This is a genomic window from Novosphingobium subterraneum, assembly GCF_000807925.1.
Lineage (GTDB): Bacteria > Pseudomonadota > Alphaproteobacteria > Sphingomonadales > Sphingomonadaceae > Novosphingobium > Novosphingobium subterraneum.
In genome coordinates, this window is sequence record NZ_JRVC01000026.1 from 42,803 (window position 1) to 65,389 (window position 22,587).

Consider the following 22,587-nt stretch of genomic DNA (forward strand, 5'->3'; position numbering starts at 1 on the left):
GGTCATCTCTGAAAGTGCCTCCGTTGAGCGCCCGCGCGTGCAGTGCCGCGAGTACATTTGCGCCTAACTGGTCTTTGAGAGAGGATACACCCCCTGTTCAGGGGGACTAACGCGGCGGACGCAATTCACGCAAAAGAAACAACACTTCCAATCCCCGGCACAGTCATTTGTCGGCTTTTCCGCCATAAGACAGGCCAAGTTGGGCCGCATGCCAAGACGCTTCAGCCCGGCTGGAAATCCCCAGCTTGCGGTAGATCACCTTGATATAGCCCGAGACGGTATTCTCGCTGAGCATGAGCTGCGCGGCGACTTCGGCATTGCGCATGCCGCGTCCGATAAGGGTCAGCACTTCCAATTCGCGCGACGTCAGGTTTCCGGTTTCGCCTGCTGCCGGCCCGGTCCGCCGAAAATGCTCCATGATCCGCCGGGCAATAGAGGGAGAAAGCGCGGGCACCCCTTCCTTGATCTGCTGCAATTGGCGGATGATGCCTTCGCGTATCTGCTCCTTCAGCAGATAGCCGGAGGCGCCAGCCGAAAGCGCGCCGACGATAGAGCTGTCATCGGCCATCGCTGTGGTGACGATGCAGATAGTATCGGGAGAATTCACCCGTAGCCGGCGCAGCACATCCAGCCCCGATCCGTCGGGCAGGCGCAGGTCGATCAAGGCCAGGTCAAACACGTGCTGGTCCATTGCGGCCAGCGCATCGCGCACGGTGGAGGTACCCGTAACCCCGCAGCCCGGAAACGCCTCGACCGCGATCGCGCCCAGCCACTGCAGCGTTTCCGATACATCTTCGAGGATCAGCACGGATTTCACGCCGCGACGCCTTCGCGCGGAAAGCGAACCTCGATTACCGTTCCGCGCATCCCCATGGCCGCGCCGCGCGAAACCGTCATCGCGCCGTTAAGCGCGGTCGCGCGCGAGCGCATGTTGCGCAGTCCATTGCCCGCAGTGGCGGTTTCTGGGTCGAAGCCCTTGCCGTCATCGGCAACCATCAGGACAAGGCCGCCCGCCCCATCAGCCAACCGTATGCCAACCGTGGTGGCCTCCGCATGGCGCAGGGCATTGCCCACGGCCTCGCGCAGGATCGAGCGCATGGCGGCTACCGATTGCGGCAGAAGTTCGGCCTGGGTGTCCACCTGCCAGACCAGCCCAATACCGACCGATGACAGCAGGTCGGCGATCTCCACCCTGAGATCAGCCATCAGTTCGGCCAGGGTCAGCCGCTCGCCAGCGCTGTTGTTGATGATCTCGCGCAAGTCGGCGAGCGTGTCGCGGATCAGCTCGTCCTTGCGGACCGGGTCGCGGCTGTGCAGCGCGCCGAGCAGTTGCACCCCGATATTGTCGTGCATGTCGCTGGTGATGCGCTGGCGCTCTTCGGCCGCGCCTTGTTCGTGGGCGAAGCGGCTGGCGAGGGCTTGGGACAGTATCGCACACAACTCGCTCGCCCTGGCCTGTTCGCGCGAACCGAACAGGCGCCGGCCGTGCATGGCATGTTCCAGGCGCAGCGGTGGCAGCGGTCCGGTAGCGGGGATCGCCAGGGCTGCGCCCTCTTCAATCACCGTAGATGCTTCAACCGCTTGACCGGCTACGATCTTCAGCGGCTGGAACACCCGCTCGAGCAAGCCGCGCCAGCGGTCCATGCGCTCGACCTCGCCCTCTGCAAGCGCAATGGCGAGTATGTCCTGAAAACTTGCCTCGATCTCTCCGTCACGCCGGAACAGCTTGCGCGCGATGATGTCGCGCAGCGGCAGGTACAGGAAGCCGACCATTACAAGCGCCAGCCCGAAAGCCGGCGCACGCTCAAGCGCGATCCACCAAATCAGCGCCGCGTCCACCGCGATCAGCAGTGCGGCGCCGGTCATGTAGAACAGGATGCGGAAGGCCCAGCGATCGAGATCGAACAGCCGGTAACGCGCGACCCCGATGGCCATGCCGATGTGGATCAGGAGGAAGAAGGCAAAGGCATAACCCTGCGGCAAGCCCGGCGTCAGCCCGACCAGGCTGGGCGCAATGACCGTGAAGACGAATGCCCCTGCTCCGACCGCGACCGACAGGCCGAACCAGCGCACTACCGCCCGCGCCGCCGGATCACCGCGCGAGCGCCAATATTGCACCGCCGCTGCCAAAAGGATGCCGAGCATCTCCAGCATCGTCGGCAGGTGCGAGCCGGCAGGAGGTCCATTGAACACCTGCATGCTGTCCGCGAACCACCAGGCCCCGAACAGTACGAACGGAACCCATAGCCAGCGGGCCGGAACCAGGGGCGTCGGATAACGCAGCAGCAGCGCGATCATGGCCGCGCCAAATAGCAGCGCGCCGCCATGGTTCATCACCGACAGGCCACGGAACAGGCCGCCATCGATGGCGAGTTCGCGGGTGCTGTAAAGTGCGGCAGGAAAGGTGAAAAACAGCATGCCAAGGCTGGCCAGGGCGAACAGGCGCGCGGCTGGATCGTAACGTCGCAGCGCCCAGACCCAGCCGCCGATCAGAAAGCTCGACAGCCCGACCAGCATCTGCACCCAGAAGGCGGGGGGAAGATCGCTGATTGGCCGCATTCTTGCGGGTGAAACCCTCGTCTGTCGCAGTGCGTTGCCGTCCATTGTCTCGATCGAGACACTCTGGCCGCTCACTAGCCCGGCAAGCGCGGACTGGCGGGCAAAGAAGCGCCCCATGTCGGCATAGGTTGCCAGCGTGTCCGGCTCTTCGATCAGGTCGCCGGCCTCGATCACAACTCTATGTTCGTCATTTCCGAGAAGGGCCGTAACCTGCGCCGGGCCGGTCAGGGATCGATCAAGGCCCGGCGCAGGCGCCGCGTGGATGGCGCCGGTTTCATCGGCGGCGAACGTCACGCTCAGCCATGGACGGCTGATCGTCAACTGAACCAGGAGAGCGCTGGCCATCAATCCGGCCAGAACCAGCCCGATCATTACAGTTGCCAGCGTGGGTCGTGCTCTCATGAAAGTTATTCGCCCCCCCAGGTATTACTGCCTCGGTTGCCAAACTTAACGGCGGCGGGGATTCGCGCCACCCCCTGAATAGGGCATTCGCACAAGACGCTATCCCCTGAACCGGGGGGTGACGGTTACAGCAATCGGTGCAAAGTATGCGCCGCCCTTGCAGAGGAGAATGACATGAAGCTCATCGGCGCCTGCCTTGCCGCCGCCCTGTTGCTGGCGCCAGGGATCGCGAGGGCTGATGAAGCCTCGGCTTGGAGCAAGTATGAACGACGTGTCGACGGGATTCTGGACGCTCTTCATGCCGCATGGCGAACGGGCGAAACCTCCGATGGCAGCCGCCAGCGGGTAAAAGCCTTGTGCCAAGGCGTGACCCGGGACAGCACTGGGGGCGAAGGCATGATGCTTCCAGGCTGGGCGCGCAGCCTGATCACGGCATGCAGCTATGTTGACGAGCTTGCCGGAATGAATGCCGACACGATCTGGTCGGCCAACGACCTCAGGGCCAACTGCAAGCAGATGAAGAAGGACGCCGGCGACATGCTACGAGCCAGACCGGTTGCTGTTGCACCGCAAGCGCACGAAAAGGCCTTGCATCTCGGCACCGACCTCATGTTCTTTTTCGAAGGCGGATGCAAACGGCGGCGGGACGCCCGCTCCGTCTATCACCTTTGATAACGGGCAAAGATACCGTGGCTTGAGGGTACTTGGATGGTAGCTAGGTGTTTAGTCCCGGCATTTGATGGTGCATTATTCAGCCAGAAATGGAAGGATGTGCTATGGGACAGATTTTACACGGGAGCGCCCGCAAGCAGCGGCTCAAAATCGCTGTCGCGCTCGCGCGTCGCCTAGACGAAATGCTGCTCATAGACTTCCGGCTAGGGACTCGCTGGGTCGATCTAGAACAGGACCGCGCTCCGGTTCCGGAGTAGCGTTTGTGCGATCGCGCGCATCTTGCCAGAGCGCGTGGGATAGGCAAGGAGCACCTTCGAGCGCTTCATGCGGTCCGTTCCCCCGTTCTCTGCTGTGCTCATTGATGGCTCATGTCGCCTTACTCCTCGCGATTATAGCGTATCAGTGTTAGATGAAGACTTTGGGCTTTAGTTGAGGATCGCAATTTAGCACGACGCGCGTTCAATCGGCATGGCCGACAATCGCCAAGGGGGACTGTGATTGATACGATTCGGCGTCCTCACAAGAATCCTGCTTGCTCGGCCCGTGCCTTGGTGGGGCACGGTGCTGTATGTCAATGCGGCAATAGCCATCCCCACCATTTTGCGCATCGCTGTCGATCCATTATTGCAGGGTCGGCTTCCCTACGTGGCCTATTTCCCTTTTGTAATGCTCGTTTCGGTTTTCCTTGGATGGAAACCCGGCCTTATCACCATGTTGGGATCGGCGGTCGTCGCCAATTTACTCTTCAGCATCGCGCGCATGCCCATATGGTCCAATGCTGAAATACTCGTGGGTGCTCTTCTTTTTGTCAGTTCGGCATCGCTTATCGTGTGGACTGGACAGACGCTTCGCCGAATCGTCAGGGAACTAGACGAGGCCGGCGCGCGAGAAGCTTTCCTGGCCCGGGAGCTTGGCCACAGAGCGAAGAACTACCTGACAATGATCGAAGCGCTAGCGCGTCAAAGTCAACAAGCCGGGCGGACATCCGAGCAGTTTTTCGACGCTTTGGTGCCGCGCATACAAACGCTAGCCAGAGCACAGGATCTGCTTACCCGCACGGGTTGGTCACAATGCGATCTTGACAGTCTTGTCCGCGAAGCGCTCGAGCCTTTCGCTGATCATGACGGGCTGACAGTAAACGGCCCCGAGGTTCAGGTCATGGGCAATGCGTGCTTGCCGTTGGTCATGGCGCTACACGAACTGGCTACCAACGCCGCAAAGTATGGTTCCCTTTCGGTTCCCCAGGGACGACTCTGTGTAGAATGGGCGACTGGACCTGATGGGGCGTGCACCTTCGATTGGACAGAAACCAACGGACCTGTCGTGATCCCACCTACGCGTACCGGCCTCGGCACGCGCCTATTGAAGCGGCAGCCTGCATTCCGCGAGGTGACGATGGATTTCCGACCCGAAGGATTGCATTGCGCCATCACCCTCGATGCGGCGATGGTTGTCTCACGTCAGCAATAACGGCCCATCCCCCAGCCCTTCGCGTCCGGCAGCCATCCGCGAACCGACCAAGTAATCGCTTGAGAGGTTATACCCTGTCTGGTCGGATCCGCGCCGAGGATACGGCCGCGGGCGAAGCGTGTGAAGCCTGCTTGCCATCGTCCGGAAGAATCCGCGCGGCCGCTGGTGCAGGTCCATTCGGGCACTTTCCAACTGCCTGGCGTGCGGCGATCCGGCAGGCGCGAATTCCTGGTTCCGGCCCGCCGTTCCCTGCGCCTGACCTGGTAGCAACGGAGGTCAGCGGCCGCGCCGTGGTCCTTGTCGCGCAGCCCTCACGCCAGCTTTGACGCGTCACTCGACCTACCGTGCGCACATGAGGCCCAGAAGGTGTGCGAGCAGCTCGCGCGCGAGGAAGCCGATTGGGCCCATTTGCTCGGCGCATCGCCGTCCCGCCTCACCGTGCAGCCAGACTGCCCAGACCGTGGCATCGAGTGGTTCAGCGCCGCGGGCGCAGAGGCCGGCCACGATCCCGGCGACAACATCGCCAGAGCCGCCGGTTGCGAGTCCCGCCCATCCCGCGGCATAGGCGAACACTTCAGCCCCGGGCGCTGCAATGAGGCTTGTCGGACCTTTGAGTACACAGACGGCGCCAAATCGGTCGCTGGCGGCTTGCACGGCGCCGAGGCGATCTTGCTCAATTTTGGCGGCATCGCAGGCCAGCATAGCCGCAAGTTCACCGATATGCGGCGTCAAGACTGCCGGACGCGCCAGGGAACGCAGCCGATCCGCGTGGCTGGAAAGATCCATGAGGACCGCTGCATCCAGCACCAGCTGCGCCTCGCACAGAGCCAGCAGGTGCCTGGTGATCAGGGAGGAGGCTTTGGCGCCAGACATAGCCGGACCAGCCACGACAGCATCGCGCCGTCCCAGCAGCCCGCTAAGCGGTCTTGCACTTCTCAGCGCACTCTCGCCGGCGCCCGCCTCGGGCAACGCGAACACGACGACTTCGGGCATGGCGATCCCCAGAGCAAGCGCCGCGCTTGCAACGGTCGCGACCTGGATCTTGCCCGCCCCGGCGCGCAGTGCCGCCTCGGCGGTGAGTTGGATACCGCCGGGAACCGTCGTGCAACCGCCAATCGCAAGTACCCGACCGCGACTGTTTTTGTCAGCCACATTGTCGGGTACGGGGAGCGGATACGCCCGGAGCCAGTCGCTGTCGAGGGGGCGGACCTTCCTAGCCACGCGCGGCAACAATTTGGTCGGGCGCGGATGTGACCCGAGTTGCCTGCTCGGTCAGCGGCGCGGTGACATCGTAGCGAGCCAGCACAAGCTTGCCGTCACGGCCCTGCGCAGCATCGAGACGATATTCGGTAACTGCACAGTTGGCGACATCGCCCTCGCGGTCGATCGCCAGGACCTGCTCTTCGGAAAGATTCTCGATTACATAACGCAGGCACAGTACGACGACCTGGTGCGCCACAATCATCACCAGCCGCCCGCCGTAGTGCAGCGACACGGTGTCCATCAGTGCGCGCAGGCGGAAGATTACGTCGACCCGGGATTCGCCGCCCGGCGGACGGTGGTAGAACTTGCCGAGCAATTTGCGAAACGCCGCCTGCTCGGGTTGCAATTCGCCGACGCCTGCTGTGGTCAATCCGTCGAGGATGCCGAATTCCTTCTCGCACAGCCGCTCGTCGATTCAGATGGGCTCGTGCGGATCGTAGCCGCCAGCGGCGCCGAACAGCTTGGCGGTCTGGACCGCGCGTATATAGGGCGACGCGAGCAGGATTTCCGGTTGAGCGTCTGGTTCAAACGACGCGAACCAGCGTCCGAGCGCTGCCGCCTGTTCGCGGCCTAGGTCGGAAAGCGGCACATCGACATCGCGGTGGGTGAGAGCGATCCGCGGGATACCCTCGGCATGGGCCGCGTCGCGCGCCACATTGCCTGCACTCTGGCCATGACGGACTACCCACTAGTTCGATGGCCAACGACGGGTCATTTGTCTTTCTCCGAACTGGCAGTACCTCGCGTTACAGCGTCGAGCTGGGCGTTGAGTTCCGCTCCAAGGAGGAGAATAAACGCGCAAAGATAGAGCCAGGTCAGAAGGACGATGATGCCCGCCAGTGCTCCCCAGGTTGCGCCATAATTACCGAAGTTCGCGGCATACCAGGCAAAGCCAGAAGTCACGGCAAACCAGCCCAGCGCGGCAAACATGGCACCGGGACTGAGCCAGCAAAATTGCCGAATGGGAGGCGGCGGCGCAAAGCGGAACAAGGCCGCCGCGGCAAGTGTACCTGTTGCCAGCAGCAGCGCGCTGCCCGCAATGGCCAGATGCCAAGCGGTGTCGAACGCGACTGGAAGCAGCGCTGCCGGAAGGCTGAGCGCGCTGACGGCCGCGAGCGAGACGACGACAAAAATGACAGCGCCAGAGGTCAATGCCAGTATGGTCGCGGTCCGGTGGAGCCAGTTTCTGGATTCCTGAAGGTCATAGGCAATGGTCAAAGCGGTCACCAGACCATCTACACCCTTAGTCGCCCCATATATCGCAAGACCAAGTGCCATAGCGGCACCCCAGCTTTTGCCAGCAGACGGCGCGGCAACAAGCGAAGCGATCTGGTCGCCAACGACTTTGGCAGCCTCTGCAGGCAGGTGCTTGCTGAGTGACAGCAATGCGTCACCAAGCATCTCCGGAGACGCGAACAGCCCATAAAGCAACAGCGTCGCACTAAGCGCGGGCACCAGCGAGAGGAAGCCATAGAAGGCAACGCCGGCCGCAATCAAACCAAGGTTATCCTCGCCGCTGTCCCGCCATGCATCCTTGAGCACCCGCGACCAGACGGGCCAGCCCAGGCGCCACGGGGCGCCGGAACTCCCTGCACTAGCCATGCGCTGTGTTGCCCCCATCCAGATCCAGCACCGCTTCCACCGTGTCGCCATCGGAGGCCCGCAGCCAGTTGTGCGCCTTGGTGGCGGCGATCGCTCCGTGGCCCATCGCGACGCTGATCTGGTCGAGGCCATCGACCACATCGCCTGCACAGAACAGGCCCGGTATTTCGGTGTCCAAGGGGGCGGTGGCGGCGACCTTGCCGGACTCCTCGATCGCCAGACCGAGCTGACGGGCAAGGCCACTGCGGGGTCTGCAACCCAGTGCGGGATAAAGGACGTCAAAGGCGAGCGGCTCAGGTTGATCTTCGAAATGAAGACGCATCTCGCATTTTGTGGGTTCGAAACGGGATAACGCCTCCGAAACGACTTTGATGCCGGCCTGTCCAAGATCGCGTTGCTCCTCCCGGGTCAGTTCAACTTCGCGCCGCGGAAGCAGCGTTACGTCGTCCGAATAAGCCGACAGGAATATAGCCTCAGCAGCGCCTGATATGTCGCAGCCGAGCACCGCAATCCGGGCACCCTTATGCTCGAAGCCATCGCAGACCGGGCAGTAACGCAGCACGCCATTGGCGATGGCAGTTTCGTGCATCTCGTCATCGAGCGGGATCTGGTTCAGCTAAAGTGCGGTGGCAAGGATCACGGCCCGAGCCGACCAGATCGCACCCTTTTCGTCCTCCAGTAGGAACTGGCTCTCGGGCGCTGTGAGCTTCAACACCCGCGCCTTGACCAGCTGTGCACCGAACTTTTGGGCGTGACGCGTCATTGGCTCGAGCAGATCGGTTCCGGCAATACCGGCATCAAATCCGGGCGCATTGTGTGTAAGAGGAATTCGTGAGGCTCGCGCGGTGCCGTCGTGCAGGACGAGCGTCCTGCGGCAATAACGGGCGGAATAGAGCGCAGCGCTGAGCCCGGCAGGTCCGGCTCCGACAATCGCGATGTCATAAGTTTCGATGTTAGGGCCCCCGACTGTGCGCAGAGACGTCTGCGTAAAACCACATTGGCAGGTCTTTGGTTCCGCCAAGCCGCGAACGAGTTCTATTCACGCATGAAGAAATCGTCGGAACTGGCGCTCTTGGGAGCCGTTAAAGAGGGCATGTCCCAAAACGCAAAATCTCATCCCCGCGACGACGCCCCCGTGGTCACGTCCAAGGACGCCAAGGGTTCCCGCCAGCTTCTCGCGAGCAGCGTCACCATCAATCGCCCGGCCAGCGAGGTCTACGCTTTCTTCCGGGACTTCGCACAGCTGCCGCAATTCATGGAGAATATCGAGCGTATCGATGTGCTCGACGACGAGCGCTCGCACTGGGTTGTAAAGGGACCGGCTGACAGCCGCTACGAATGGGATTCCCGGATTACCGATGAGGTCGAAGGACAATCCCTCACTTGGCAATCCGAAGACGGCGGAGATGTCACCAACAGTGGGCGGGTAACTTTTGCGGAAGCCGGCGCGCGCGGCACCGTCGTAACTGCAACAATCGCGTATGAGCCGCCTGGCGGCATCCTGGGAAAGCTGGTCGCCAAACTCTTTCAGCGCGAACCGGCGATCCAGACCCGGCGCGACCTGCGGCGCCTTAAACAATTGCTCGAAACCGGCGAAATCGCGACGGCGGCGCGCAATCCGGCGATCTTTGCCGAGCAGGAAGGATAAGCCGATGCGCGCACTCACCTGGCATGGCAAGCATGATGTCCGCGTCGAAACGGTTGACGATCCCGGCATCGTCAACCCGCGCGACGCGATTATCAAGGTCACGTCTACAGCGATCTGCGGTTCGGACCTGCACCTATACGATCACTATATCCCGACGATGCAGGTCGGGGACATTCTGGGCCACGAGTTTATGGGTGAGGTGGTCGAGATCGGCCCGAAAAGCACGCTGAAGATCGGCCAGCGGGTGGTTGTGCCGTTCACTATCGCTTGCGGCAGCTGCTACCACTGCGGCAAGGCACAGTTCTCGGCGTGTGAAAATGGCATGCCCGCCGACAACCAGGACATCGCGCGCGAAGCCTACGGACAGCCGATGTCCGGGCTGTTCGGCTACAGCCATATGACGGGCGGCTACTCGGGCGGCCAGGCCGAATATGTGCGTGTGCCATTCTCCGACGTTGGCCCCATCGTGATCCCCGAAGGGATCGAGGACGACAAGGTGCTGTTCCTGTCGGACATCCTGCCAACCGGGTGGATGGCGGCGGAAAACTGCGACATCGAGCCAGGCGATACCGTGGCGGTATGGGGTTGCGGCCCGGTCGGACTGTTTGCGGTCCAGTCGGCGTTCCTGCTCGGCGCCGAGCGGGTGATCGCGATAGACCACTTCCCCAAGCGGCTCGAACTGGCGCGCCGTTTCGGGGCAGAGACGATCGATTTCGAAGAGAGCGATACCTATGAGGCGCTGATGCTGATGACCGGCGGGATCGGCCCCGATGCGGTGATCGATGCGGTGGGCCTCGAAGCGCACGGGTTGTTCGTCGATAACGTGGTCGACCAGATCAAGGCCTCGACCTTCCTCGGCACCGACCGCACCCATGCGATCCGCCAGGCCATCATCGCCTGTCGCAAGGGCGGCCGGGTGTCGATGCCTGCAGTCTATGGCGGGTTCGTCGACAAGTTTCCGCTCGGAGCTCTTATGGAAAAGGGCCTGACGCTTCGCACCGGGCAGACCCACGTTCAGAAGTATCTACCCGCGCTGCTTGCTGCGGTGCTTGAGGACAAGATCGACACCACCTTCCTGATAAGCCACCGCTTGCCGCTCGAAGATGCTGCTGAAGGGTACAAGCTGTTCCACGATCAGCAGAACGAGGCGACCAAGGTCGTGCTCAAGCCTGGCTTGTCGACAGCGACGTAAGTCCGCCCATTTGATCGTTCCCGTGCCCTACCTTGGGCGAAACTAGGGAGTTGTACCGCAATGCCTGATTTCGCCGCCTGGATTGCTTCAGCTGCGACCATGATTGCGGCGATGATGACAGCCGCCAATCTGGGGACAAAAATCACGGGGTGGGGATTTGTCGTCTTTACCGTCGGATCGGTTGCCTGGGCTGCAGTGGGCCTGACCACCGGGCAACCAAGCCTGGCGATCACCAACGGTTTTCTGTTGCTTGTTAACCTCTTCGGCGTGTGGCGCTGGCTCGGGCGGCAGGCCCGGCACGAAACGGGTAGCGAATCGGCGGAGCAGCGCAGCCGGGCGCACGCGCACGTGCCCTCGCTTTATTCAGGTGCGTCCGCGATCGGCGCGAATGTCTTTGACGGAAGGGGTGAGAAGGTCGGGACGGTAGTCGATACCATGCACGACTGCGAAAGCCGGACACTGAGTTATATCGTCATATCCCAAGGCGGGGTGGGCGGTGCCGGCGAAACCCTGCGGGCGATAGCGCCCGACCATCTCGCGTTCGAAAGTGATGGCATCCACTGTGATCTGAGTGCCGAGCAAATCACTGCCATTGCGCCAATCGACGAGAAAGCCTGGCCTGCCGTTGCGCCTCCAGCGCTCGCCTCAAACTCCCATGATCTCTCGTTTGCCTCCAATTCCAAAGGATTGTTCCATGCCCAAGCCTGATAAAGCCCAGCGTTCCGACAAATCGAAACAGAAGGGCGAGACGCCGAAGAAGGCACCCAAACTGCCGCCCCAGTCGGACCTGCCGACCAGTTATGCTGAGCCCCAGGGCAACGGCGGAGAAACCCACCAGACCACCAGCGATCCTGCCGCAACCATGACTTCGCAGCAGGGTATCCCGATCAGCGACGGGCAGAATAGCCTGCGCGCGGGGCCACGCGGCCCGACTTTGCTGGAGGACTTTCAGCTCCGCGAGAAAATCTTCCATTTCGACCACGAACGCATTCCCGAGCGAGTCGTCCACGCGCGCGGCACAGGTGCCCACGGCGTGTTTGAACTCACCGACAGCTTGGCTGACTATACCACAGCCGACGTGCTCTCAAGGGTCGGTCAGCAGACCGAGACCTTTGTGCGCTTCTCGACCGTCGCCGGCCGGGCCGGTTCGTTCGACCTCGCGCGCGATGTGCGAGGCTTCGCGGTCAAGCTCTACACGGCGGAGGGCAACTGGGATCTTGTGGGCAACAACATCCCGGTGTTCTTCATCCAGGATGCGATCAAATTTCCTGATCTGGTCCACGCAGTCAAGGAGGAGCCCGACCGCGGCTTCCCGCAGGCGCAGTCGGCGCATGACAACTTTTGGGATTTCGCCAGCTTGATGCCCGAAGCCTGGCACATGGTGATGTGGCAGATGTCCGACCGCACCATTCCGCGCTCTTACCGCACGATCGAAGGCTTCGGCGTCCACACATTCCGCCTGATCAATGCCGAGGGCAAGTCCACCTTCGTCAAATTCCACTGGAAGCCCCGACAGGGCCTGCAATCGGTGGTGTGGAACGAAGCCGTCAAGATCAATGGCGCCGATCCCGACTTCCATCGCCGCGACCTGTGGGAAGCAATCGACAGCGGCGACTTCCCGCAATGGGACCTCGGCGTCCAGCTCTTCGACCAGGCGACCGCCGATGGGCTACCGTTCGATCATCTCGACGCGACCAAACTGATCCCCGAGGAAGACGTGCCCGTCCGGCTGATCGGTACGCTGACCCTCAATCGCAACGTCGACAACTTCTTCGCCGAGACCGAACAGGTCGCGTTCTGCACAGCCAACGTGCCGCCTGGAATCGACTTCAGCGACGATCCGCTGCTGCACGGGCGCAATTTCTCGTACCTCGACACCCAGCTCAAGCGTCTTGGCGGGCCGAACTTCACCCACATACCGGTCAACGCTCCGCGCTGCCCGGTGATGCATTTCCAGCAGGACGGCCATATGGCCATGGTCAATCCCAAGGGACGGGCCAACTACGAGCCAAACTCGTGGGGCCCTGAAGGCGGTCCGCGTGAGAATCCGGAACTGGGATTCAAGAGTTTCGCCGCTGACGTCGAAGGCCCGAAAGCCCGTCTCCGGTCGGAGACCTTTGCCGATCACTATAGCCAGGCGCGAATGTTCTATCTCAGCCAGCATCCGATCGAACAGAAGCACCTTGGCGATGCGCTGGTGTTCGAATTGAGCAAGGTCACACGCGTCGACATTCGTGCGCGCGCTGTATCGCACCTGCGCAACATTGACGAGGATCTTGCGGCCACGGTGGCCAATGGCCTCGGAATGGCGCTGCCCGATCCCGCAAAAGCTGCAAAGCCTACGCTCGACCTGCCCACTTCGGACAAGCTCAGCATCCTTGCCAATGGTCCGGACAGTTTCAAGGGCCGCAAGCTTGGCATCCTGCTGACCGATGGGTCGGACGGAGTTCTGTTCGCGGCGCTCACTGGCGCAGTCGAAGCCGCAGGCGCGGTATGGGAAGTGATCGCGCCCAAGATCGGCGGTGTCGTCCTCGACAACGGCGATGCTGTCGCGGCCAAGCAGAAGATCGATGGCGGTCCATCGGTGCTCTACGATGCGGTGGCGGTGCTGCCTTCGGCGGAGGGTGCGGTCCTGTTGGCGCAGGATGCTCCGGCCAAGGATTTCGTGTCCGACGCCTTTGCGCACTGCAAGTTCATTGGAGTCGGCGCGGATGCCGAGCCGCTGTTTGCCGCCGCACGCATTCCACCCGAGCTCGACGAAGGCTGTGTCGCGCTGGGATCGGGCAAGGATGCCAAGGCTTTTGTTGCAGCTTGCGCAGCCCTGCGGTTCTGGCCGCGAGAAGTGACCGTCGATCTGGATGCAATGGCCTGAGTGCCGTGAGCCAGGCAGCGGTTGCCACACGGATCGCCGAGCATTTGCAGCACGGCGATCTGGTTTACATTGCCGATAGCGAACAGACGGCGGTGGCTTTGGCCGCCGCCGTCAGCGCGGCTGCCCCCCAAGCTGCGGTCGTGCTGGTCCCCGCCAGTGACGCCTTGCCCGGTGAAGAGGCTCCGGCATCTCCAGGGAATGCTGGCGCGCGCGTCGCGGCGCTGCGGCAAATCCGCGGCAAGGTTCAAGGTACGTGCCAGAAGCCGTGCGTCGTACTGGCAAGTGCCGAAGCCATTGCGCGACGTTACGCTCCGCCCAACGCGTTCGACCCCGCTCCACCAGTCCTTGGTGTAGGAGATCTGCTCGATCTCGAAAGCTTTGAAAGGGATTGCGAAGCACTGGGGTATGTTATCGATGATCGGGTCGATGAACCGGGTGAAGTTGCGGTGCGGGGTAATGTGGCCGATGTCTTCCCGGCCGATCGTACGCTGCCGGTTCGCATCGAAGCGGGCGATGGACGGATTGTCAGCCTGCGTAGCTTCGATCCGGTTGACCAGCGCAGCCTGGACGATCTGACTGCCGTCGAAATCGGCCTTGTGGCTGAGCCAAGCGCGGTGGGCGGGGTAACGCTCCTCGCTCATTGCCCTGCGGGCGCGGCCCTGGTCCTCGAAAACAAGGTTGCGTCGCGCCATCGCGGGCTGCTGGCCCTTGCCGCGGATGTGACACGGCATGGCCGAGTCCCCGCCGACATGATCGGCGAGGAAGAATGGCGTGCGGCAACGACCGGCCACGACCGGCTCGACTGGGCCACCGACGACATTGGGGCCATTTCGCGGTTCGTCGAGGAGCGGGCTCCCCTGGGTGCCCTGTCCCGGTTCGTAGTGCCCCTGCTGGAGAGGGATGCCCGCCTCATCTTGCTGGGCAGCGACCGCGATCTGCGGTTCCTGCGTCCGCGTATTGCCAAAAAATTGAAGCGCGACTGCATCATGCTCGCCAGTTGGGCAGACGTCGCAGCGCTCCCATCAGGTGCGTTCGCGGCACTTGAAATGACGTGCGACAGAGGCTTTGTACGTGACAAGATCATCGCCGTTACCGCCGCTGATTTGCTCGGTAGCCGTGCGGAAGCTGAAGCTGGGTCGGTAGATCAAGAAAACGGGTTCGATGGATTGGGCGACCTTCGCTGCGGCGACGTTGTCGTCCATGAGGATCACGGCATTGCGGTAATAAGCGGGATCGAACCTTTGCCCCTGCTGGAGGGCAGCGCGCAGGACGCCATCGCGCTTGAATTTGCTGGCGCAGCTCGCCGACTGGTACCGGTCAGCGATGCCGGTCGCATCTGGCGTTACGGCGCCGACCCCGAGGCGGTGGCTCTTGACAAGCTGGACGGGTCGAGTTGGATCAAACGCCGAGAGACGCTTGACGGCGAGCTTGCTGAGACAGCCAAAGCGCTAATTGCGCTGGCCCATCAGCGTGCGGCACGAACTGTACCGGCAATCGCGGCCGACCCGGATGTCTACGAACGGTTCGTGGCTGGCTTCCCCTATTCGGAAACGGCAGACCAAACCCGCGCCATTGACGCCATCCGTTCCGACCTCGCTTCCGGCACCGCGATGGACCGGCTCGTCATTGGCGATGTCGGTTACGGCAAGACCGAGGTTGCGCTGCGCGCTGCGGCGTTTGCGGCGCTGGCGGGCGGGCAGGTCGTGCTGGCCGCGCCGACGACTGTGCTTGTGCGCCAACACTACGAACTGTTCCGGGCCCGGTTCGAGGGGACCGGCGTGACTGTCGCAATGCTGTCAAGCTCATCGACGCCCGCCGAAAAGCGCGCAGCGCTGGCCGGTCTTGCCGAAGGGTCGATCGGAATCGTCGTCGGCACAAGCGCCGTCGCTGGCAAGAGCGTCCGGTATCGCAGCCTGCAGCTGGTCATCCTCGATGAAGAGCAACGCTTCGGGGCGGCCCACAAGGCAAGACTGCGTGCGCTGCATAGCGGCCACTTCCTGGCGCTCAGCGCCACACCGATTCCCCGGTCGCTCCAGAACGCGCTGGTGGGCTTACAACAGCTATCGGTTATCGCAACTCCGCCTGCGCGGCGGCAGCCAATCCGCACGGTGGTGAGCGATTGGGACGATACAAGCGTCCGGGCCGCGCTGCTGCGGGAACGGGCCCGGCGGGGGCAAAGCTTTCTCGTGGTCCCAAGGATCGCGGACATGGCGGCGATCGAAGCCAAGCTTGGGCAGCTGACGCCTGAACTCACGGTGGTCTGCGCGCACGGCAAGCTGTCCGCAGCAGAACTCGATACCGTAATGACCGAGTTCGCAGACGGTCGAGGCGACGTGCTGCTTGCCACCAACATTATCGAGGCAGGGCTCGACGTCCCCCGCGCCAATACAATGATCGTTTGGCGTGCGGACCGGTTCGGTCTGTCGCAGCTCCATCAGCTTCGAGGCAGGGTCGGACGTGGCAGTCGGCGCGGGCAGATCATGCTGCTCACGGACGCCGGTCATCCGATCAGCGAGGCGACCGCGAAGCGCTTGCGGACACTCGAAGCGCTGGATCGCCTTGGTGCCGGGTTTGCAATCAGCGCGCGCGACCTCGATCTGCGGGGCGGCGGAGATCTGCTGGGCGACAGCCAGACCGGGCATATGAAACTGGTTGGCGTCGAGCTTTACCAGCACATGCTGGAAGCGGCGCTCCGCGAGGCTCGCGGCGAGACCAGCGCGCTCCCCGCGCCTGACTTGAGACTAGGAGTCCATGGCGCCTTGCCCGAAAGCTGGATCCCGGAAGTGGATCTGCGGCTGCAGCTTTATGTCAGATTGGCGCGGCTGACAGATCCCGCCGCTCTGGATCTCTTCGAGGAGGAGTTGGAAGACCGGTTCGGCGCTATCCCGAAGGAGACGCAAGTGTTGCTGTCTGTAGCAAGGGTGCGCCTTCTTGCGCAAATTCTGGGTATCGAAAGGATTGACGCCGGGCGCGCCGCCATCGCGTTAAACCCGCGCGGTGCACCGCCACAGTCATCGCCCCACCCCAGCGCCCAATTGGTGGACGGCCGTTTCCTGGTCCGCGAGAAGATGAGCGATCCGCACGCGCGATTGACCAGGGTAGAGGAAATCCTGCTGGAGATGATGGAAGTAGATACGGTACCCCCCGTGGAAACGATCGGTAGATAGAAAGTGATGGCCTAAGCGAGCGTCCGCAGCGTTATCGACCTTCGAAGCTGTTGGAGGGGGGCAATGCTGTGTTCCCACTGGTTTCTGGCCTCACCGCTCAACCTGTAAAGCGAGCCGGGCCGAAGAGGCAGGGAATAGCGTGAGAAGCCGGCCGGTTGCCGCCTCCGCAATCGGAGGACGGCCTCGGTGCCAAGCGAGATGCCGAACACTTCACCGAAGATTGCACGATCACGGTGCCAACCTATCGCCGCGCCCACCGGATAACGGGTCAGCAAGGCATGAACAATGGACCGGCCCGGCAGTTCACATTTCGCCTCGACCATCCTTGCCAGCTTGTCGAGCCAAGGACGGAAAGCTTCGGCTTCACTTAACGTAGACGCGGTGAAATCGTAGTGAAGCCCGTAAGAGGCCGTCTCGCGCATTCCAGTCCATTGCTGGAACCTGAAAGGCGCAAGCGACGTTTCCTCGATCTCGGTGATAAGGCTCAGCTGAGCGGCCTCATCAACGAGATCTTCAATCAGGAACAGGCCAGGAATGGCCGGGCCGAAGAAATCATCATTCACCTTGGACTGACATCAGCCTTGGGCAGCCATCAACTCCGCCTTGCGCGCCGCGAGCTGCTCGCCCAGTGCTTTGAGATCCATGCCACTGGCGCGGCATTCGGGGAAGAGTTCCTTTTCCTCCTCCTGCACGTGATGATCAATATATTCGCCCAACACCGTAACCTTGGCGTCGAACAGCGGCTCACCGACTTGGCTGCCCTGGATTTCTGCAATTAGCGCCTTAGCGCTCGCGTGTTCGACTTCTGCTTCATCGAGCAGATCGTCGTCATCAAGGGCTTCATAAGCCGCCGGGTAAAAAATCTCTTCCTCGATCGTCGCATGGACGGTCAGCGCCATGCAGATCTTGTCTGCCAGTTCCTGCTTGCGCGCATCATCGTCGGTCTTGTCGAATTCGTCGAACCAGCCTTTGACCTCCTTGTGGTCGTCCTTGAGCAGCTTGATCGCGTCCGCGGGTCGCTTCTGCTCCTTGCTCGCCTTTCGCGTGGCACGCGCGCCGGTTTTGGGTTTTGCTTTGGAAGACGATTTTGTGGTGGCCATGGGAAGCTCCTTCGACGGTCAAACATATTAGACGCGCTGGAGTTCCCGAAGCGTAGGGCCAGTAGAGATAGAATCGCAAGTGCTCGTTGATATGCAGAGGCCGGCGCTGGTCCACGCGATCCAAAAATTACTCTGTCTTGAAGGTATTGGATCCGATGCAGCGTTGGTGCCATCATTGCTCTTGAGCCTCCCGCGTTTTATAGCATGGCGTTGGTGCCAGGATAACAGACCCTATGCCGCAGCTGGACGAAATTGGCGTGGATCGGCTAGGCCGTATCGTCGAGGATGCGGCCAGCGAGGTCTATTTGTTCTCGGCGGATCGCTTTCAATTTGTTCTGGTAAATCGGGGTGCGCGCCAAAACCTCAGTTACAGCAGGGCGGAGATTGCGGCCCTGACACCGTGGGATCCGAAACCCGACATACCGCGTGAGCAGTTCCTCAAACTCATTCGACCATTGCTGACCAAGGAATGCGAACGGCTGGACTTCGAGACACGCCAGCGAAGGAAGGACGGCACGCACTAGCACTACTTTGGCAGATTGGGTTGTGGCGGGTCACTGGGTCGGCATCCGCAGTGCGGGCATGGTTTGTCCGGCGGCCTGTTGAGGCGGTCAATGATGGCTTGTCTGATGGCTGGCAGGCTCGGTTTCGGTGGTGGGCCCGCGATTCTTTTTCCCCCCTTTGGCCTGCTTGAGGCGAAGTGACTGGAGGAATGCGAGAGCGATCATGGACATCAGCGCGTGTCGATGCAGGCCTTTCCATGACCGCCCCTCGAAGTGGTCCAGGCCGAGTTCTTCCTTTAGTTGCTGGTGGGCCTGCTCGCAGACCCAGCGGGCCTTGATGGCGCCGGCGAGTTGCTTGATCGGCGTCTCGGCAGGCAGGTTGGAGAGGTAGTACTTGCGCTCGCCTGTCGATCGATGTTCCCCGACCAGCCAGACTGCCTCGCCGGGCAGATGCTGTGCGCCCATATCGTGGATACGCTGCGGCGGTCCGTCTGCGACCCGCACACGAACCGCGGCAAAGCGGGCCGCGAGCTTGCCTTTGGTGCCACGCCGCCAACTGACCTGGTGCCATTTCGCTGCCTCCAGCGTGGCTTGTGCCGATACCGAGGTGACGTCGGGTATCGCGTTCTTTCTCGGGCGTCCGCGAGCGGCAACGGGAAAGACCATGCTGACGTCGGCAGGGTAGACCTTCTGCTTGAACGGAATGCCCACAGCCCAGGCGAGGCCGCGTTCGCTCAGGCCCTGCCGGAAGGAGGCGGAGAGGCCATATCCAGCATCGGCAAGGACACAGCCGAAGCGAACGCTTGCGGCACGGACCCTGTCGATCTCGGCCAGCGCGATCTCTGGCTTGGTTCGGTATGCTCGCAGTCCTTCTGGAACCCCGGCACGATCCAGGCGGGCCGCATCACTCGTCCAACTCTCCGGAAGGAACAGGCGCAAGCCTACCATCACCGGCACCTCGCGCGATGCCAGCGTCACCGACACAAGCGTCTGGCAGTTGGCGTTCTTGCCGAGCGTTGAGGCATACTGCGGCGCCACGCCAACCGAATGCTGCCCTTTCTTGGGCAAGGCCGTATCGTCGATGATCAGCCAGGCATCGTCGCCACCCACCAGTCGGTCTGCCTCGACAAGCAACGCCGCCTCAAGCGGAGCTTCGTCCCAGACGCCGCTGCCGACAAAGTGATGAAGCCGGTCGTAGCTGACCTCGCCGTCCCGTGCAGCCATGGGCTGAACACTCTTACGATCACCCGGCCCGATCAGCCCCGCGATGTAAGCCGGGCACATCCGACGCCGCGTCTTGTTCCGTAATGCTGCGGCAAACGGCGACAGCCATGTCTCCAGTTCGTTCCGCCAACTCGATTCCATCACCAGCCTCCAGAAAAGCTGGCTCTCTATGAATCAGTGATTTTCCGCCTTGGGAATCCCAAAAATCACACTTCTGCCAAAGTAGTGCTAGGGTCAAAACCCAATCAGAGACTTGAATGACGCTCGTTTTCCTGATTCACATGCGGTGTGGATCAGGGAGGCCGGGTTATCGCATTGGTTTGGCTGTCGGACGAGGCGTGGAGGGTGATCGAGCCGCATCTGCCGAAGAACCAGCCCGGAGCCAAGCGAGCCGATGACCGCCGGGTGATTTCGGGCATCCTGCATGTGCTCAAGGTGGGATGCCGCTGGTGCGACTGCCCGGCTGACTATGGACCCCCGACGACGATCTACAACCGCTTCAACCGTTGGTCGCGGCGCGGGTTCTGGGTGAAGCTGCTCGATGCGCTGGTGCAGACCGGCGCGGTGACGAAGAGCACCGCGATCGACGCCACCTACGTCAAGGCGCAGCGCGCGGCATTCGGCGGAAAAGGGGGCGATCGAGTCAGGCGATCGGCCGTTCGCGGAGCGGCTGGACGACCAAGGTCCACGCGCTCACCGACGTCATCGGCCGGCCCTATGCGCTGATGCTGACGCCCGGCAATGTGAGCGACGTGAAAGCCGCACCGGCGCTGCTCGAACGCGCCGGGCGCATGCGCTACCTCCTGGGCGACAAGGGCTACGACGCGGACCGGTTGCGCCGCTCGCTGCGCGAGGCCGGGGCCAAGCCAGTCATCCCCGGTCGCCGCAACCGCAAGCGGGCGATCCGCTACGATCAGGAGCGATACCGGGGGCGTCACCTCATCGAGAGCGCCTTCTGCCGTCTCAAGGATTTCCGGCGCGTCGCAACCCGCTACGACAAGCTCGCCGCCAACTTCCTATCAGGCGTAGCCCTTGCTACCGTCTTCGCATTCCGGCTTTGAACGAGTCATCGTGTAATTGCGGCTGCTTCCCTCGGAGCTCGGTTGGGGCGCACACTTCTGGTTGTCGAATCCTGAAGGAAGGAAGCAGCCATGAAGCACTATGCCGGATTGGACTTGTCGATGGAATCCACGCAGGTCTGCATCGTTGATGACAATGGTCGGAAGGTCGTGTCGGAGAAAGTGGAAAACTCTCCGGAAGCGATCGCCATGATGCTGGAGCGATACGGTCCAATCGAGCGGGCGGTGATCGAAACGGGCCGCATGTCGCCGGCCATCTGCCTTGGTCTGTGTGAACTGGGTGTCGCGGTGGTGTGCATTGATGCCCGCCAGGCGCACCAGAGCCTCAAAGCAATGAAGGCGAACAAGACCGACCCTCACGATGCCGCCGGCCTCGCACAGTTGGCGCGCACCGGCTTCTACAAGGAGGTGCATGTAAAATCTCCGGCAGCGCATGGCGTTCGCAGCGTGATCACCGCACGCAGCCATCTGGTCGAAGCGCGCGTCCGGCTCGACAACACGATCCGCGGTCTCTGCGCCACGTTCGGCTATCGGCCCGGCGCAGGTCAAGGGAAGGCCTTCCTCGAACGGATCATGCAGGCCGCCCACATCCCGGGCCTTGGCGACGCCATCGCATCCTTGCTGTCCGTGCGCGCAGAACTGGTCGGGCAAATCAAGGAAATGGACCGCCGCCTGCGTATCATCGCCAGCCAGTCACAGGCTTGCGAAATCCTGATGACCATACCGGGCGTGGGCGTGCAGACATCTGCTGCCTTCGCCGCTGCAGTGGATGAAGCGGGGCGTTTCCCACAATCGCGCAATGCCGGCGCCTACTTCGGCCTTGTGCCCCGACGTCATCAGTCGGGTGAGCTAGATTGGACAGGCAGGATCACCAAACAGGGCGACAGCACGGTGCGCAAGCTGCTCTACGAAGCCGCCAACTCGATCCTCACCCGAAGCCGGGAAACCTTCGCGCTCAAGACATGGGCCATGAAGATCGCCAAGCGTCGGGGCCTTAAGAAGGCTCGCGTCGCCCTGGCTCGCCGCCTTGCGGTCATCATGCATGCCATGCTGCGCGACGGCACTTTGTTCCAAGCTTGAGTGGGGGTAGAACCTGCTTGCCAGCGGTGAAGCGTCAAAGCTGATCCGAGGGCGGTGTCCCGCGAGGGAACGCAGGGACGAACGATCTGCGAAGGTAGTCAGATGGGCTGCAAAGCCCGCTTCGAGTCAATGCAACGTTCGCCTCTGTGAGACCCGATACAGCACGACCAAGCTCCGGCTCGGTCAGTGCGGACAGATCCATGAAACCCTCAAGGGATCACACCGCCCAGCTCTGCAATTACAGATCTGAACCCTAGAAGCAATCGAGATGTCGGGCCTTATCTCGGCCTAACGCCCAATCTGGATCAATCCGGCGCCACCGTGCGCCACGACCGCGGAGACGTGAAGCAGGGACGGGTCTATGTCCGCGTGCGCTGACTAATGCGTCGACTCCACTCGAGAGCAGAGCGTTGCGAGTGCGCCGAACCGCGTCAAGCGAGAGGGGGCTGGAATGGTCGTCCGTCAGCCCGTTCCGCACGTCAGGACGCGATGCCGGAAGGCTAGCAAGCTGTCCTCCTTAGCTGATTCTTTCGATAGTTGGATCAAGGCATCAAGACCACAAAAATTGCCATTCCGCTCCCCACCCAGTTTCAGTCATGAGCTGGGCTGATCGGCGACGCTGGGGCGGCTACTGGCGAAACCAGACATTGATCGCCGACGCCGGGCATGAGAGCCTCTGTGAAGGGTTTCGGGCGCTTGCGTACGAAAGCCTCCAGTGCAGGAACCCGCGGGCCCCACGCGCTGGTCTATGTGT

16 protein-coding genes and 3 pseudogenes are annotated in these 22,587 nt (G+C 62.1%); 10 read left to right on the plus strand and 9 right to left on the minus strand.

The annotated features are described in order from the left end of the window. Window positions 1–163 precede the first annotated feature (163 nt). Both NJ75_RS19925 and NJ75_RS19930 read right to left on the minus strand, forming a co-directional pair. Complete coding sequence (locus NJ75_RS19925; protein WP_039337654.1) at window positions 164–817, minus strand: response regulator; 654 nt, start codon at window positions 815–817, stop codon at window positions 164–166. Continuing rightward, the gene (locus NJ75_RS19930; RefSeq protein WP_156135885.1) at window positions 814–2,961 is read right to left on the minus strand and encodes a sensor histidine kinase; all 2,148 of its coding nucleotides are present in this window, start codon (window positions 2,959–2,961) and stop codon (window positions 814–816) included. The genes NJ75_RS19925 and NJ75_RS19930 overlap by 4 nt, the downstream gene beginning before the upstream one ends. A 174-nt stretch (window positions 2,962–3,135) precedes the next feature. Between NJ75_RS19930 and NJ75_RS19935 the strand changes: the two genes are divergently transcribed. Next, window positions 3,136–3,633, plus strand: coding sequence for a hypothetical protein (locus NJ75_RS19935; protein ID WP_039337657.1), 498 nt, complete (start codon window positions 3,136–3,138; stop codon window positions 3,631–3,633). 561 nt (window positions 3,634–4,194) lie between these two features. Beyond that, window positions 4,195–5,103, plus strand: coding sequence for an HWE histidine kinase domain-containing protein (locus NJ75_RS23515; protein ID WP_062780526.1), 909 nt, complete (start codon window positions 4,195–4,197; stop codon window positions 5,101–5,103). Between the two features lie 339 nt (window positions 5,104–5,442). Here the strand turns inward: NJ75_RS23515 and NJ75_RS19945 are convergent, their stop codons facing one another. From NJ75_RS19945 to NJ75_RS25210, 4 genes and pseudogenes are all read right to left on the minus strand, one after another. Beyond that, window positions 5,443–6,255 carry an NAD(P)H-hydrate dehydratase gene (locus NJ75_RS19945; RefSeq protein WP_236727209.1) on the minus strand — a complete coding sequence of 271 codons (813 nt, stop codon included), beginning with the start codon at window positions 6,253–6,255 and terminating at the stop codon, window positions 5,443–5,445. Between the two features lie 61 nt (window positions 6,256–6,316). Further along, window positions 6,317–7,042: pseudogene (locus NJ75_RS19950) on the minus strand (histidine phosphatase family protein); the annotation flags it as partial. Window positions 7,043–7,077: 35 nt separating this feature from the next. Next, window positions 7,078–7,908, minus strand: a complete 831-nt coding sequence (locus NJ75_RS19955) for a YihY/virulence factor BrkB family protein (protein WP_052242682.1) — start codon at window positions 7,906–7,908, stop codon at window positions 7,078–7,080. A gap of 52 nt (window positions 7,909–7,960) precedes the next feature. Beyond that, window positions 7,961–8,989, minus strand: a pseudogene (locus NJ75_RS25210) (NAD(P)/FAD-dependent oxidoreductase). A gap of 72 nt (window positions 8,990–9,061) precedes the next feature. Between NJ75_RS25210 and NJ75_RS19965 the strand changes: the two are divergent. Genes NJ75_RS19965 through NJ75_RS19985 form a run of 5 tightly spaced genes read left to right on the plus strand, consistent with a single transcriptional unit; the run spans window position 9,062 to window position 16,847 of the window. Then, the gene (locus NJ75_RS19965) at window positions 9,062–9,616 is read left to right on the plus strand and encodes an SRPBCC family protein (protein ID WP_039337678.1); all 555 of its coding nucleotides are present in this window, start codon (window positions 9,062–9,064) and stop codon (window positions 9,614–9,616) included. A gap of 4 nt (window positions 9,617–9,620) precedes the next feature. Further along, a complete protein-coding gene (locus NJ75_RS19970) occupies window positions 9,621–10,808 on the plus strand; it encodes a zinc-dependent alcohol dehydrogenase (protein WP_039337658.1) in 1,188 nt (395 codons plus the stop codon). A gap of 60 nt (window positions 10,809–10,868) precedes the next feature. Further along, complete coding sequence (locus tag NJ75_RS19975) at window positions 10,869–11,516, plus strand: PRC-barrel domain-containing protein (RefSeq protein ID WP_082013494.1); 648 nt, start codon at window positions 10,869–10,871, stop codon at window positions 11,514–11,516. Next, window positions 11,503–13,680, plus strand: coding sequence for a catalase (locus NJ75_RS19980; RefSeq protein ID WP_039337659.1), 2,178 nt, complete (start codon window positions 11,503–11,505; stop codon window positions 13,678–13,680). The genes NJ75_RS19975 and NJ75_RS19980 overlap by 14 nt, the downstream gene beginning before the upstream one ends. A 5-nt stretch (window positions 13,681–13,685) precedes the next feature. Beyond that, window positions 13,686–16,847, plus strand: a complete 3,162-nt coding sequence (locus tag NJ75_RS19985) for a helicase-related protein (RefSeq protein ID WP_052242685.1) — start codon at window positions 13,686–13,688, stop codon at window positions 16,845–16,847. 11 nt (window positions 16,848–16,858) lie between these two features. Here the strand turns inward: NJ75_RS19985 and NJ75_RS19990 are convergent, their stop codons facing one another. Both NJ75_RS19990 and NJ75_RS19995 read right to left on the minus strand, forming a co-directional pair. Further along, window positions 16,859–17,410, minus strand: a complete 552-nt coding sequence (locus tag NJ75_RS19990) for an alpha-ketoglutarate-dependent dioxygenase AlkB (protein WP_039337660.1) — start codon at window positions 17,408–17,410, stop codon at window positions 16,859–16,861. A 12-nt stretch (window positions 17,411–17,422) separates the two neighbouring features. Continuing rightward, the gene (locus NJ75_RS19995) at window positions 17,423–17,947 is read right to left on the minus strand and encodes a hemerythrin domain-containing protein (RefSeq protein ID WP_039337661.1); all 525 of its coding nucleotides are present in this window, start codon (window positions 17,945–17,947) and stop codon (window positions 17,423–17,425) included. Window positions 17,948–18,180: 233 nt separating this feature from the next. Between NJ75_RS19995 and NJ75_RS20000 the strand changes: the two genes are divergently transcribed. Continuing rightward, window positions 18,181–18,471, plus strand: a complete 291-nt coding sequence (locus tag NJ75_RS20000) for a PAS domain-containing protein (RefSeq protein ID WP_039337662.1) — start codon at window positions 18,181–18,183, stop codon at window positions 18,469–18,471. An 87-nt stretch (window positions 18,472–18,558) separates the two neighbouring features. Here NJ75_RS20000 and NJ75_RS20005 read toward each other — a convergent pair whose 3' ends face one another. Continuing rightward, on the minus strand, window positions 18,559–19,815 hold the full coding sequence (locus NJ75_RS20005) for an IS701 family transposase (protein WP_039337663.1): 1,257 nt from the start codon (window positions 19,813–19,815) through the stop codon (window positions 18,559–18,561). A 204-nt stretch (window positions 19,816–20,019) separates the two neighbouring features. On the opposite strand from NJ75_RS20005, the pseudogene NJ75_RS23945 reads away from it, so the two are divergent. Further along, window positions 20,020–20,735: pseudogene (locus NJ75_RS23945) on the plus strand (IS5 family transposase). Between the two features lie 90 nt (window positions 20,736–20,825). Then, window positions 20,826–21,833 (plus strand): IS110 family RNA-guided transposase, encoded by a 1,008-nt coding sequence (locus tag NJ75_RS20020; protein WP_039337664.1) that lies wholly within the window; start codon window positions 20,826–20,828, stop codon window positions 21,831–21,833. Window positions 21,834–22,587 lie beyond the last annotated feature (754 nt).

What these genes read in the sequence shown, in the direction of transcription:
- NJ75_RS20000 (WP_039337662.1), top strand. Translation starts at nt 18,181, where the DNA reads ATGCCGCAGCTGGACGAAATTGGCGTGGATCGGCTAGGCCGTATCGTC.
- NJ75_RS19930 (WP_156135885.1), bottom strand. Translation starts at nt 2,961, where the DNA reads ATGAGAGCACGACCCACGCTGGCAACTGTAATGATCGGGCTGGTTCTG.
- NJ75_RS20005 (WP_039337663.1), bottom strand. Translation starts at nt 19,815, where the DNA reads ATGGAATCGAGTTGGCGGAACGAACTGGAGACATGGCTGTCGCCGTTT.
- NJ75_RS19980 (WP_039337659.1), top strand. Translation starts at nt 11,503, where the DNA reads ATGCCCAAGCCTGATAAAGCCCAGCGTTCCGACAAATCGAAACAGAAG.
- NJ75_RS19965 (WP_039337678.1), top strand. Translation starts at nt 9,062, where the DNA reads ATGTCCCAAAACGCAAAATCTCATCCCCGCGACGACGCCCCCGTGGTC.
- NJ75_RS19935 (WP_039337657.1), top strand. Translation starts at nt 3,136, where the DNA reads ATGAAGCTCATCGGCGCCTGCCTTGCCGCCGCCCTGTTGCTGGCGCCA.
- NJ75_RS20020 (WP_039337664.1), top strand. Translation starts at nt 20,826, where the DNA reads ATGAAGCACTATGCCGGATTGGACTTGTCGATGGAATCCACGCAGGTC.
- NJ75_RS19995 (WP_039337661.1), bottom strand. Translation starts at nt 17,947, where the DNA reads ATGGCCACCACAAAATCGTCTTCCAAAGCAAAACCCAAAACCGGCGCG.
- NJ75_RS19970 (WP_039337658.1), top strand. Translation starts at nt 9,621, where the DNA reads ATGCGCGCACTCACCTGGCATGGCAAGCATGATGTCCGCGTCGAAACG.
- NJ75_RS19975 (WP_082013494.1), top strand. Translation starts at nt 10,869, where the DNA reads ATGCCTGATTTCGCCGCCTGGATTGCTTCAGCTGCGACCATGATTGCG.